The organism is Paractinoplanes polyasparticus, from assembly GCF_019710575.1.
Lineage (GTDB): Bacteria > Actinomycetota > Actinomycetes > Mycobacteriales > Micromonosporaceae > Actinoplanes > Actinoplanes polyasparticus.
On the sequence record NZ_JAHWFK010000033.1, the window covers coordinates 1 to 12375 of the forward strand.

Below are 12375 nucleotides of genomic sequence, written 5' to 3' on the forward strand. Positions count from 1 at the left end.
TGCCGTTCGCGGGAACAGCGAGCGTGCCGCTGCTGGGACTGACCGGCATCCTGCTCGTCTTCACGATCGCCGAGCTGCTGCTCTCCCCGGTCGGGTTGTCGCTCGCCACCAAGCTGGCGCCGGAAGCCTTCCGCACCCAGATGGTGCCCTGTTCTTCCTGTCGGTCGCCCTGGGCACGGCGCTGTCCGGCACCCTGGCCGGCTACTACAGCGAGGACAACGAGGTGCTGTACTTCGGCGTCCTGGGCGCGATCGCCATCGTGCTCGGCGCCGCCCTGCTGGCCCTGGCCCCGATGCTGCGCCGCCTGATGGCGGCGTGAAGTGACTACGCCTCGTCCTGCCGCGGCGGGCGGGGCGTGCGCAAGTACTCGATGTAGGCCATAGCGACGGTGACGGCGACCGGCACGGCCAGAGACCACCAGATGCCGTACGCGAAACCCAGCACCACCGCCACCGGCAGGCCGAGGCCGAGGGTCAGACAGCCGGCGAAGAAGACCGCCGGCGGCTCGTCATCCGGGGCGGCGACCGGTGGCGCGACGGCGGGCGGCAGCTCGGGGTGCGGGACGGGCAGGTCGGCGAAGACCTGCAGGAGCTCGGACTGGGTGCGGGCCAGGTTCGTGGCTTCCAGGCGCCGCTCGTACTCGGCCGGATCGAACCTCTTCTCGACCAGGTGCTCCGCCAGCGCCTGGTGGGCCGACGCCCTTTCCGGGGTGCCGATCAGCCGGTCGGGCGTGGGGCTGTGATCATCCGGTACGCCGTCCCCCACCACCGTCACGGCGACAGCGTAGCGGGACTCCGCACGGCACGTTCGGTGAAGGCATTCACTGCCATCGCCACCAGTGCGAGCACGGCGGCGTTGAGACAGTGCCACAGCCAGTATCCGTCCACGCGCCGGACGGTAGCGATCCAAGGCATCGCCGGCGTGAACGACGGGCGGCCGGCGGGTCACTGCGGCGGTGGCGGCGCCTGGGCTGCCGCGGCCAGGCCGGCGATGGCGGTGGCGGCGCGGACGAAGTCGTTGGCGGCCAGGTCGCCGATGGTGGCTATGCCGAAGGCCAGGCGCAGGCCCTCGGCCTCCTCGTCGCTGACGCCGGAGAGGGCGGCCACGGGGGCGTTGACCAGGTCGGTCAGCGGCAGGTCGCGGAAGGGCTCGTCGAGCAGGGCGTCCAGGTTCACCGAGACGGGCATGACCGCAGCATCTCACGGTCCACTGTGCACGCCGGGCTCGTTTCGGATGGTGCGAACCATCCGCACGATGGGGACCGGGGCGCCGCCTCGGCCGTCCTCGATCCGTTCCACCTCCTGGAAGCCGTAGCTGCGGTAGAGCGGCTCGCCGGACAGGGTGGCCATCAACTCGAGCCGGGTGTAGCCCTCGGCGGCGGCGGCCCGCTCGCACAGGCCCAGGATCAGGCGGCCGACCCCGCGCCGGGTGAAGGCGGGGTGGGTGTACATGGCCCGCACCTTGGCCGGGTCCTTCGCGGGGTCGAGCAGGGAGGTGTCGCGGGTCGCGGAGTGGTCGCCGCCGTAGAGCGTGGCCCGCCGGCTCCACCCGCCGCACCCGGCGAGCACGCCGTCGGACTCGATCACGAAGTACGTCCGGTCGTCGATCAGCTGGGTGTCGAGCCCCATGATGGCCGCGCTGCTGCGGATCTGCTCGTCGGTGAGAAATCCCTTCTGCAGCTCGGCGATCGCGAGGTCGACCAGTGCCCGGAGCGCGCCGAGATCATCCGGCGTCGCCAGTCGATGGGTGAGAGTCACGCCCCGATCCAACCCGCTTGACAGGTTCCCGGTCCAGGCGCATCGTGTTAATCGATTAACACGAGGGGGGAACGATGGGCGCGCGGAAGCCGACTCTACGGTCGGTGGCGGAAGCGGCGGGGGTGTCGACGGCCACTGTGTCGTACGCGTTCAGCCGGCCCGACCGGGTGTCGGCCGAGGCCCGGGCGCGGGTGCTGACGGTGGCCGGGGAACTGGGTTACGCGGGGCCGGACGCCAAGGGTCGCTCGTTGCGAACCGGGCGGACCGGTGCCGTCGGCGTCATCTTCACGACCGGGCTGACGTACGCGTTCACCGACCCGTACGTGACGGCCATGCTCGCGGGGCTGGCCGAGGCGCTGGAGCCGAGCCGGACGAGCCTGGTGTTCATCCCGTTCGGCGAGGTGAACGCGGGCATGGCGCCCGACGAGGTGCGGCGGTCGGTCGACGCGGTGCACCGCGCGATGATCGACGGCGCGGTGGCCGACGGGCTCGACGACGACCACCCGGCCGTCCGGGTGCTGGCCGAGCGCGGCATCCCCCTGGTGCGCTCGAACGAGACCGCCGCCGGGCCGTCGGTGGTGATCGACGACCGGCAGGCCGGGCGGGATGTGGGCCGGCACCTGGCCGGGCTCGGGCACCGGGACATCGTGGCCCTGGTGGCCACGCCGCACGAGCCGGGGCGGGTGGTCGAGGTGACCGGACAGACGCCGCTCTTCCCGTACTCGCGGCTGCGCCTGACCGGGCTGCGCGAGTCGCTGCCGGCCGATACCCGGCTACGGGTGATCAGCGGGGGCAGCAACTCCGCGCTCGCGGGGCAGGTGGCGGCCAGGGCTGTGCTGCACGGGTCGGAGAGGCCGACGGCCATCGCCGCCGACAGCGACGTGCTGGCCGCGGCCGTCGCCGGGGTGGCTCGCGAACGCGGTCTCTGGCTGGGGGCCGGGCTCTCGCTCACCGGGTTCGACGACCAGCCGGTGGCGGCCGAGCTCGGCCTCACCACGGTGCGTCAGCCCGTACACCGGAAGGGTTTTCTGATGGGACGCATGCTGGTCGACCCGGGCGCGGAACGGGGGCGGATCACCCTGCCGACCGAGCTGGTCGTCCGCCGCAGCACCGGGCCGGCCCCCTCCGTACGGCTGGGAGAATGACGATGTGGTCCGATGAGGTCGACCTCGACGCCTACCTCGAGCGCATCGGCGAGACGGCGCCGGTGCGTCCGGATGCCGCGACGCTGACCCGCCTGCACCGCGCGCACGTGGCCGCGATCCGCTTCGAGAATCTCGACGTGATGCTGGGCCGCCCGATCGACGTCACCCTCGCCGCCGTCGAACAGAAGCTGGTGCGCCGGGGCCGGGGCGGCTACTGCTACGAGCACGCCACCCTGTTCGGCGCTGTCCTGCAGGCGATCGGCTTCCGGGTGGACAGGCTGCTCGCCCGCACCGGCGATCCGCTGGAGGAGCCGCGACCGCGCTCGCACATGACGCTGCGGGTGGCCGCCGGCGACGAGGTGTGGCTGGCCGACGTGGGCTTCGGCAGCGGGCTGCTCGAACCACTCCCCCTCGCGGCCGGGCGGCGACATCGGCAGGGAGCCTGGGAGTACGAGCTGGTGGTCGGGCCGGACGGGGCGTGGCGGCTGCGCGAGGGGGCCGAGAGCACGTGGCGCACCGTGCAGACGTTCACCGAGGAGCCGCAGTACCCGGTGGACGTCGAGGTGGCCAACTACGACACGTCGACCAACCCGCGGTCGCCGTTCACCCAGCGCTGCATCGTGATGCGCAAGAACGCGGGCGCGGTGCACAGCCTGATCGGCCGCGAGTACAGCGTCGAGCGGCCGGGGCGGCCCGCACGGCGCGAGACGCTGAGCGACCAGGATTTCGCGTCCGCGCTGCGCACCGAGTTCGGGTTGCGGCTCGAGCCGGCCGAGGTGCGAATGCTGACCGCGACGCTCTGAGCCACGATGCAGGAATTGGCCGCCTCGCGGGCGGGGCGGCGGCTTTACGGTAGCCGCATGACCGTGGGGTTTCTGGGGCTCGGCGTGATGGGGCGGCCGATGGCGGCCAACCTGGCGAAGGCCGGCGTCGAGCTGGTCGTCTGGAGTCGTACCGACCGCGGGGACACGCCGCCGGGCGCCGTCCGCGTGACCGAGCCGGGCGAGGTGTTCCGCCGGGCCGGAGTCGTGATTCTCATGCTGGCGACCGAGCAGGCGATCGACAGTCTGCTGCCGGCGGAGCTCGGCGGGACGCTGGTCGTCCACATGGGCACCACGAGCCCGGAATACTCGGCCGGGCTGGGCGCCCGGATCAGGGACGCGGGCGGCCGGTACGTCGAGGCGCCGGTCTCCGGGTCGCGCGGGCCGGCCGAGGCGGGCGAGCTCATCGCCATGATCGCCGGCGATCCGGAAGACCTTTCCCGCGTACGCCCGATTCTCGCGCCCCTGTGCCGCCAGGTGTTCGAGTGCGGGCCCGTGCCGGGCGCGCTGCTGCTGAAACTGTCGGTCAACACCTTCCTGATCAGCATGGTGACCGGTCTGGCCGAGGCCTTCCACTTCGCCGAGGGACACGGGGTGGAGGCGGACCTGCTGCGGCAGGTGCTCGACGCCGGGCCGATGGCGAGCGCCGTCTCCCGCGGCAAGGGCGGCAAGCTGGTCGACGGCGATTTCGCGGTGCAGGCGGCGATCCACGACGTGCTCAAGAACAACGAGCTGATCGTGTCGTCCGCGCGCCGCCGCGGCATCACGTCGCCGCTGCTGGACGTCTGCCGCGACCTGTACGCGTCGGCCGCCGCCTCCGGTCACGCCGAGGCGGACATGGCGGCGGTTGTCCACGCCTTCGGAGAGCCGACTCACTAGGCTGCGCTGGTGGCGAAGTACTTCGACGTGCACCCGGACAACCCGCAGGCGCGTTCCATCCGTCAGGTGGTCGACATCGTCCGGGGCGACGGGGTGATCGCCTACCCGACCGACTCGCTGTTCGCGCTGGGGTGCCGGATGGGCAGCAAGGCGGGCCTCGACCGGATCCGCGAGATCCGGCACCTGGACGACCGGCACCACTTCACCCTGATGTGCCGCGACTTCGCCCAGCTGGGCCAGTTCGTGCAGATCAACAACGCGGCCTTCCGCGCGGTGAAGTCGGCGACCCCGGGCCCGTACACGTTCATCCTGCCCGCCACCAAGGAGGTGCCGCGCCGGCTGCTGCACCCGAAGAAGAAGACCGTCGGCGCGCGCATCCCCGGCCACGTCGTGGCCCAGGCGATCCTGGCCGAGCTGGGTGAGCCGCTGCTGTCGACCACCCTGCTGCTGCCCGGTCAGGACGAGCCGATGACGATGGGCTGGGAGATCAAGGAGACGCTCGACCACGTGGTCGACGCGGTGGTCGACTCGGGTGAGGGCGGTGTCGAGCCCACGACCGTGGTCGACCTGTCCGAGGGCGAGCCCGAGATCCTGCGCGTGGGCGCGGGCGACCCGGCCCGGTTCGAGTAGTCAGCCCGGTTCGAGTGGTCAGCTCGAGAGCGCGCCGTCCGCGCCCAGGGCCAGGATGACCAGTCCGCCGCGGTGGTCGGTGGCGGTCAGGCGATGCTCGTCGAGGCGTTGCAGGGACGCGACCCCCGCGCCGAACTCGCCGGCGAGCGTCGGGCCGACCGGCGGGCCGGTCCAGTCGACAGTCCACGAGAAGAGCCGGAACTCGTACGACGCGGCGACCACGACCGTGCTCTCGGCCGTGCCGAGCAGGGCCACCGTGCGTACGGGCTCGGGCGCGCGCAGCGTGATGCCGCGTTCCACCTCGAAGCTCACCGGGTCGAGCCGGGCCACCCGCACAGCCTGGTGGGCGGCCGACGCGATGACCCGGTCGCCCAGCGCGTCGATGGCGCCGACGCGCAGGTCGTGCTCGACGACCACCGACCGGTTGCCGGGCGGGCCGGCCGTGACGACGCGCCCCTCGGCGGCCAGCACGCCGTTGCGGAACGGCCGGGTCGGCGCGGGTAGCGCGGGCAGGGACAGCCCGGAGGTCAGCGGCACGCCGGAGGTGCCGTCGAGCAGGTAGGGCCGGGTCGCGAAGGTGGCCGTGGCCAGCACCGGCCCGCCCACGGCGAGCGAGCAGGTGCGGATCGTCGGGTCGGTCAGCCGCCACACCGGCCGGCTCGACGGGTCGACGGCGAACACCGCTCCGTCGTACGCGCCCGCCAGCACATGCCGGCCGTCGGCCGACCAGGTGACCGAGCGCAGCGGCGCGTCGCCCGCGCGCAGGGTGCGGATCGGGTCGAGGTGGGCGTTGCGCAGCTCGATCGCGCCGTCGCGGCGGGCCAGGGCCAGGGTCGACGAGTCGGGCGACCACGCGCAGGCCTCGACGGCGGGAGCGGCCCGGCCGGCCAGCGGGGATCTGTCCTGAGCCAGGTCGCGGACGGCGACGAAACCGCTCGCGCCCACGGTGGCCACCAGGCCGCTCGCGCTCACGTCGAGGCGCGCACAGTCGTCGATCTCGCCCAGGTAGGTCTCCCCGAACGCCTGCCACACGGCCGCCCGCCCGTCGGCCAGCAGGCAGAGCAGATGCTGACCGTCGGGCATCCACGAGACGCCGGTGACCGCGGCCGGGTGACCGCCGAGGACCTTCATGAGGTGGGGCGGGCGGTCGTCGACGACCCGCCACACCGCGGCCGTGCCGTCGGCCGAGCCGGTGGCCAGCAGATCGGACGCGCCCGGGTTCCAGGACGCGGCCAGCACGGCCGATCGATGGGCAAATTCGGTCAGGGTCACGGGACGGGCAGGGTCGCTGGTCTCCCACACGGCCACCGTTCCCGCCTGGGTGCCACTCGCCAGCCGCCGGCCGTCGGCCCGGAAGGCGACGCAGTTGACCGGCGCGGCCGGCGCCGGGGCGCTCCCTGCTTTCACGCGACATATGCTGGACACCCCGTCGCAATGAGTCAATACCGAAGTCGGTCCTTAGCGGTCGGTCAGCCGACCGGTTGAAGTCTCAGCAGACCCGGGCGGCGGCTCGGCAGCGGCCCGATCGCTGCGGTGATCGCCCTGCGCAACCGCTCCTGTTCACCCGCCCGGTCGTGGTGCCACGCCGTTCCCCACAGGCGGTGCAACCGCCAGCCGAGCCCGGTGAGCACGGCAGCGTTGAGCCGGTCACGGTCGCGGGCCGCGCCCATCGAGCCGTAGAACGGGCCGTCGCACTCGATGCCGAGCACGTAGCCATGGCCCGGCGTGGGGTGCCGCACGCCGATGTCCACCCGGTACCCCTGACCGCCCACGCCGGCGTTCGCCTCGTACCCCCACGACCGCACCGTCTCGAGCACTGAGGACACGAACGGGTCGGCGGCCGCGGCCGGGGCCGGGGCGGCGGCCAGGCCGCGCTCGGCGAAATCCAGGTAGGCGGCGAGATGCCGTACGCCCGGGTTGGCCGACTCCGGGATGTCGCGCGACCGGATCGACGAGATGATCTCGACGCGGCGCCGGGCCCGGGTGATCGCCACGTTGAGCCGCCGCCAGCCGTTGGGCTGGTTGAGGGCGCCGAAGTTGCTGCTGACCCGTCCCTGCTCGTCGCGGCCGTACCCGATCGAGAAGATCATCACGTCGCGCTCGTCGCCCTGCACCGACTCGAGGCTCTTCACGAAGAAGCCGGTGAGCCGGTCCCCGTCGAGTAATCGTTCCAGCCCCGGATGGCGGGCCGCCGCCCGCTCGACGGCCGCCTCGATCGCCTCCGCCTGCGCCACCGAGAACGTGACCACGCCCAGCGACAGGTCGGGCCGGGTGGTCAGGCACGAGATGATCCGCCCGGCCACCGCCTCCGCCTCGACCGGGTTGTCCCGGGCGCCGCCGCGGCGGTAGACGCCGGCCGCCGGCACCAGTTCGACACCGGCCTCCGGATCGGCGCCGGCGCTCGGGAAGGTGAGCAGCCGGCCCTGGTAGAAGCGGTGGTTGGCGAAGGCGATCAGCGCCTCGTGCCGGCTGCGGTAGTGCCGGCCCAGGCCGAGGACGGGGAAGGCGCCGCAGGCCTCGGCCAGCTCCAGCACCGACTGGAAGTCGTTGACGTCGGTGCCGTCGTCGCGGTCGGCCCGGGTCGAGAAGAAGGAGGTCGGCGGCAGCTGGCGGTCGTCGCCCGCCGCGATCATCGCATCGGCCCGGTAGACGCAGTTGATCGCGTCGGCCGGCGCGATCTGGGACGCCTCGTCGAAGAGGACGACGTCGAAGGTCAGGTCGGGCGGCAGGTACTGGCTGACCGCGAGCGGGGACATGAGGAAACACGGCTTGGCGGCCTGGACGGTCTCGCGGGCCTGGCCGATCAGGTCGCGTACGGGAAGGTGGCGGTTCTGCTTGCGGCCCTCGCGCCGCAGCAGGGCGACCTCGTCCGGGCGATCCAGCCGGCGGGCCTCGACGGCGGCGCTGATGACGGCGGGCGCCTCGACGGCCAGGGCGGCGTCCAGGACGCGGAACTCCTCGACCAGACGGTCGCGCTCGAGGCCGTCGACCGGGCGCAGGCGCTCGTCGTCGCGCAGCACGGCATCGACCCAGGCTGTCCACAGAGCACGCTCGACCACCGGCCGGATCTGCTCGGCCGGCAGGTCCCGGCAGAAGTCGGCGGTCTCGTCGGGGAGCAGGCTGCGCGCGTGCTCGTACCCGAGTCGTTCCTGCTGCCCGTGCGGGTCGTCGAGCAGCCGCGCCAGCAGGTCGCCGTCGATCTCGCGGGCCGACGCGAAGGCCGCGGCCACGGCATCGCGGGCCTTCTGCCAGTCGCCGACGCACTCGGTGAGCGCACGCCCGTCACCCTCGATGAGAGGCTTCCCGCGTGCTTCCCGCGCCCAGGCGATCGCGTCGGCGCCGACGTCGGTCGCGTGGAAGACGGCGGTGCTGCGCAGCCGGGCCAGATGGGCGGCCTCGGCCAGATCGACGTGGCGCCCGAGCACCCGGTCGAAAGCGTCGAGGGCCTCGGCCGCCTCGATGAGCGGCCCGATGGCGGCCCGCCGGCGGGCCGCGGCGGAGCTCAGAGTCTCCGTCGGCGGTTCCCACCCGGCGACGATGCGGGCCTGCCGGGCCAGCCGCACCAGGGCCGGATCGGACGCCGTACGGCAGATCAGGTCGGCCGCCGCGGGCAGGGCGCCGGGCGGGCTGAGCCGGATCAGGTCGGCCGCGGTCCGCAGGGCGTCCTCGACCGCCGGCTCGCCCCGCCGGTAGCGGCCGAGCAGCGGGGCGTACTGCCGTTCGGCCGCCGCCCGCTCCCGCAGCGCCCGCTGCCAGGCCACGGCCGCGCCGAGGTGCGCGACGGCGTCGGCCGGCGACACCGTGGGCAGGGCGAACCCGGCGACGGCGTCCCAGTCCCGGCGGTACGCGGGCAGCAGCTTGCGCAGCCCACGATGCTCATGGGTGAGCCGGTCGGCCAGCTGCTCCACGGGCTGGTCGACGATCGCGTCGAGGAACCACCGGCGGCACTCGGCGCCGGTCGTGGCCACCGCCTCGGCGCACCGGCGCAGCACGGCCGCCGCCTCGGCGACCCCGGTGAGCACGCCGGGCCCGAACCAGAACGGCTCGGGCCGGTTGGCGCGGGCCGCCAGCTCGGCGACGGCGGCGAACCGGCCCAGGTCGGCGAACGTGGTCACCTCGGGCAGGCCGAGCCGGACGGCGAGCGGACCGGCCGCCGGCAGCATGTCGTCGAGGGCGTCCGCCTCCACGGTGTGACGGCGGGCCGCGGCTTCAGCGGCGGTGGCGGTCAGGGTGGACTGCTCGAGGTTGGGCGGGTGCGCTTCGGGCAGCTCGTCCCACTCGACGCCGGCCGCCTCCCGCACCTGCCGAGCGGCGTCGGCGAAACTCCGGAGCTGCTCGTCGGCGCGATCGATCGCATCCGGGGTTGGCGCGGTCAGCCACTCGTCGGGCACCGTGGCGGGCCGGTTCGCCGCGTGCGTGACCAGGGCGGCGAGCGCTCCGGCGTCGGCCGGGAGACTCAGGCCGTACGCCGCCGCTGTTTCCTCGTACGGCCGGATCGCCTCTTCGAACGCCCGCAGAGCCGCCCGGGCCCGGTGAATCGTGTCGTGCATCGGTTGCGTCGCCACGACATCCCGCCAGGCGAAGTCGTCGGCGGCCGCCCGGCGGCATCGGGCCAGCTCGTCGGCGGCGTCCAGGATCAGCCGCAGGCGCTCCGGGTCAAGCCCCTCCACCGCGGCCGGCGGCATCGGCGCGGCCGGCAGATCACCCAGCCGGGCGCACTCCCCCAGCGCCTCGTGGAGTGTGCGGCCCAGCGGCTCGCGGCGCTCGTTCATCGCCCGGGCATTGCCGTCCAGGCGCGCCCTGACGTTCTCCAGGCGAGCCCGATCAACGGACGCCCCGGCCCCTGGGGACGGCTCTCCGCCGGTGAGCTCGTCCGGCTCGGCGATTCCACCGGGTCGCGGCTCGACCGAATCGGCCAGCGCGCGGGCCACTTCTTTGCGGGTCGCCTTGTGGCTGTGCAGCTCCAACAGGTAAGGATCGAGTCCCACCGCCGCCAGCCGGTTACGCACGACTTCGAGAGCGGCCGCCTTCTCCGACACGAAGAGGACGCGCTTTCCCGCATGCATCAGGCAGCCGATCATGTTCGCGATCGTCTGGGACTTCCCCGTGCCGGGAGGCCCGTCGAGCACGAAGCTGCGCCCCGCGACCGCCGCCTCCACACAGGCCCGCTGGGTGGCATCCGCATCGAGAACGAGCGGCAGCTCGGGGTCGGCCGGACTGGACACGACCCGCCCACTGTGGGAGGGGGAGGTGGTGGCCGATTTTACGCCACCGAAAGCGCCATCAGCCCGTTGTCCACAGGCATCGCCGTCCGCATTCGTGCCAACTTCGGCGACGTCCCGACCAGCTCCACCCGGCTCCGCGACCGGCGCCACGCCCGGGTCTCCGGCGAGCGCGACCACCAGCGGATGGCGCACTATTCGCGACTCGTTGTCGAGCAGATCGCGGTACATCGCCTCCTTGTGGAAGCTGAAGCACGACAGAACCAGGCTCTCGTCCGCGGACCAGTCCAGGTTGCTGACCGTCGAGCGCAGCTCCGCCAGATACGCCCGCACGCCCAGCGCATCCCCATCGGCGAGCCCGGGCACTTTGATCCCCATCCGGCGCAACCGCAGGATCAGCGCCGGATTCACGACCATTTCGTCGTCGCGGAGGCGCAGCTGTGGCACCTCCCCGGGCGCCCGCGCCACCAGCTCGACCGGCAACAGCAACACCGGGCTGGTGTACGGCGTGTCCTCCTCGCCCCGCCAGTGCAGCGCCCCCACCGCCAGGTGCAGCGTCACCACCCCCCGGTCGAGGAAATCCTGCCGGGACCGGCGTAGCAGGCGGCGCAGGGTCGTGCCGAGCGGAACCGGCGCCAGCCCGGTGCGGAACAGGCACCCGGGCGCCGGCTCGGCGCCGGCCGGCAGGAAGCCGTACGCCCGCCCTTCGCGCAGGGCCGCGACCACGTCCGGGGCGGCCGGGCCGGTGATGACCAGGCTGCCGGCCGCGGACGGACGGTGGTTCAGCAGCCGGTTGGCGGCGTCGAGGTTGACCAGGCCGTCACGCCAGGCACGTACGGCCGCTCTCGGCGTTTCTGCCCCCATGGCGACAATTGCACCAAGCCGAGCAGGGGTCCCGCTGGAGTTCAGGAGTACTGCTCCTCATCCTCCTTGCGGTAGTCGTTGATCTCGTCGAGGCGGCCCGCCTCGGCCAGCTTCACCCAGGCCGGGTTGCCCAGCAGCACCCGGCCCAGCGCCATCAGGTCGTACTCGCCGCGGGCCCGCCGGTCGAGGAGCTCGCGCATCCGGTCGGAGCGGGCGAAGTCACGGGTGAGGCCGATCGCGCCGACGGTGATCGACGGCAGGCCGGTGAGGTGCTTGGCCCAGCCGGCCAGGTTCCGGTCGCTCCCGTCGAACACGGGCTCCCAGAAGCGGCGCTGCGAGGCGTGCAGCACGTCGGCGCCCGCCGCCCGAAAGCCCTCGAGAATCGTGCCCAGCTCGTGCGGAGTCTCGGCGATGCGGGCGCTGTAGTCGCGCTCCTTGAACTGCGAGAACCGGACGATCAGCGGCATGCACGCGGGGATCGCGGCCCGGACGGCCCGCACCACCTGGGCCGGGAAGTCGCGGTGGTGGCCGCCCGGGTTGGTCACCGGCCAGAGGAACTCGTCGAGCAGGTAGCCGTGAGCGGCGTGCACCTCGATCGCGTCGAAGCCGGCCCGCACGGCGACGCGCGCGGCTTCGGCGTACGCGCGTGACAGCGCGTCGAAGTCGCCGCCCGACATCGTCCGCGGTGTCCACGCGTCGCCTTCGAAGAGGCTGCCCAGATGCCACAGCTGCGCGGCGATCCGGCCGCCGGCCGCGTGCACCTCGGCGGTCACGTGGCGCCATCCGGCCTCGGCCGCGCCCTCGGTGAGCCGCGGGACGTCGCGCTGGTGGCCGGCGCTGGGGTGATCGACGAGCACGCCCTCGGTGATGATCAGGCCCACGCCGTTGGCGGCGCGGCGGCGGTAGTAGGCGGCGACCTCCGATGTCGGCACGCCGCCCGGCGAGTGCTCGCGCGTCATCGGGGCCATGACGAACGGGCTGGTCAGCGACAGGCCGGCCAGGGTGACCGGCTCGATCAGGGCGGTTGTGGTGGTCATACCGACACGGTAAAACTTGA

General features: G+C 73.3%; 10 protein-coding genes and 1 pseudogene. 5 read left to right on the top strand and 6 right to left on the bottom strand.

Going from position 1 to position 12375, the window contains the following annotated elements:
• Positions 1 to 319: pseudogene (locus KXC43_RS29775) on the top strand (hypothetical protein); the annotation flags it as partial.
• 5 nt (positions 320 to 324) lie between these two features.
• On the opposite strand, the gene KXC43_RS29780 reads toward KXC43_RS29775, so the two are convergent.
• From KXC43_RS29780 to KXC43_RS29790, 3 genes are all read right to left on the bottom strand, one after another.
• On the bottom strand, positions 325 to 774 hold the full coding sequence (locus KXC43_RS29780) for a DUF1707 SHOCT-like domain-containing protein (RefSeq protein WP_221379510.1): 450 nt from the start codon (positions 772 to 774) through the stop codon (positions 325 to 327).
• Positions 775 to 944: 170 nt separating this feature from the next.
• Complete coding sequence (locus KXC43_RS29785; protein WP_221379511.1) at positions 945 to 1187, bottom strand: hypothetical protein; 243 nt, start codon at positions 1185 to 1187, stop codon at positions 945 to 947.
• A gap of 12 nt (positions 1188 to 1199) precedes the next feature.
• The gene (locus tag KXC43_RS29790; protein ID WP_221379512.1) at positions 1200 to 1757 is read right to left on the bottom strand and encodes a GNAT family N-acetyltransferase; all 558 of its coding nucleotides are present in this window, start codon (positions 1755 to 1757) and stop codon (positions 1200 to 1202) included.
• Positions 1758 to 1861: 104 nt separating this feature from the next.
• Here KXC43_RS29790 and KXC43_RS29795 point away from each other — a divergent pair, with 104 nt between their 5' ends.
• Genes KXC43_RS29795 through KXC43_RS29810 form a run of 4 tightly spaced genes read left to right on the top strand, consistent with a single transcriptional unit; the run spans position 1862 to position 5232 of the window.
• Positions 1862 to 2902 (top strand): LacI family DNA-binding transcriptional regulator, encoded by a 1041-nt coding sequence (locus KXC43_RS29795; RefSeq protein ID WP_221379513.1) that lies wholly within the window; start codon positions 1862 to 1864, stop codon positions 2900 to 2902.
• Entirely contained in the window at positions 2899 to 3705 is an 807-nt protein-coding gene (locus KXC43_RS29800) for an arylamine N-acetyltransferase family protein (RefSeq protein WP_221379514.1), read from the top strand. Before KXC43_RS29795 ends, KXC43_RS29800 begins: the two co-directional genes overlap by 4 nt.
• Positions 3706 to 3762: 57 nt before the next feature.
• Complete coding sequence (locus KXC43_RS29805; protein ID WP_221379515.1) at positions 3763 to 4602, top strand: NAD(P)-dependent oxidoreductase; 840 nt, start codon at positions 3763 to 3765, stop codon at positions 4600 to 4602.
• A gap of 9 nt (positions 4603 to 4611) precedes the next feature.
• Positions 4612 to 5232 carry an L-threonylcarbamoyladenylate synthase gene (locus tag KXC43_RS29810; RefSeq protein WP_221379516.1) on the top strand — a complete coding sequence of 207 codons (621 nt, stop codon included), beginning with the start codon at positions 4612 to 4614 and terminating at the stop codon, positions 5230 to 5232.
• A gap of 18 nt (positions 5233 to 5250) precedes the next feature.
• Here the strand turns inward: KXC43_RS29810 and KXC43_RS29815 are convergent, their stop codons facing one another.
• The 3 genes from KXC43_RS29815 to KXC43_RS29825 form a co-directional block, all read right to left on the bottom strand.
• Complete coding sequence (locus KXC43_RS29815; RefSeq protein WP_221379517.1) at positions 5251 to 6639, bottom strand: WD40 repeat domain-containing protein; 1389 nt, start codon at positions 6637 to 6639, stop codon at positions 5251 to 5253.
• 62 nt (positions 6640 to 6701) lie between these two features.
• Positions 6702 to 11318, bottom strand: a complete 4617-nt coding sequence (locus tag KXC43_RS29820) for a PDDEXK-like endonuclease domain-containing protein (RefSeq protein ID WP_221379518.1) — start codon at positions 11316 to 11318, stop codon at positions 6702 to 6704.
• A gap of 41 nt (positions 11319 to 11359) precedes the next feature.
• A complete protein-coding gene (locus KXC43_RS29825) occupies positions 11360 to 12355 on the bottom strand; it encodes an oxidoreductase (RefSeq protein WP_221379519.1) in 996 nt (331 codons plus the stop codon).
• Positions 12356 to 12375 lie beyond the last annotated feature (20 nt).

Bases quoted from the DNA above. Each gene is read 5' to 3' on its own strand.
- KXC43_RS29800 (WP_221379514.1), top strand. From the start codon at position 2,899: ATGACGATGTGGTCCGATGAGGTCGACCTCGACGCCTACCTCGAGCGC.
- KXC43_RS29785 (WP_221379511.1), bottom strand. From the start codon at position 1,187: ATGCCCGTCTCGGTGAACCTGGACGCCCTGCTCGACGAGCCCTTCCGC.
- KXC43_RS29825 (WP_221379519.1), bottom strand. From the start codon at position 12,355: ATGACCACCACAACCGCCCTGATCGAGCCGGTCACCCTGGCCGGCCTG.
- KXC43_RS29805 (WP_221379515.1), top strand. From the start codon at position 3,763: ATGACCGTGGGGTTTCTGGGGCTCGGCGTGATGGGGCGGCCGATGGCG.
- KXC43_RS29820 (WP_221379518.1), bottom strand. From the start codon at position 11,318: ATGGGGGCAGAAACGCCGAGAGCGGCCGTACGTGCCTGGCGTGACGGC.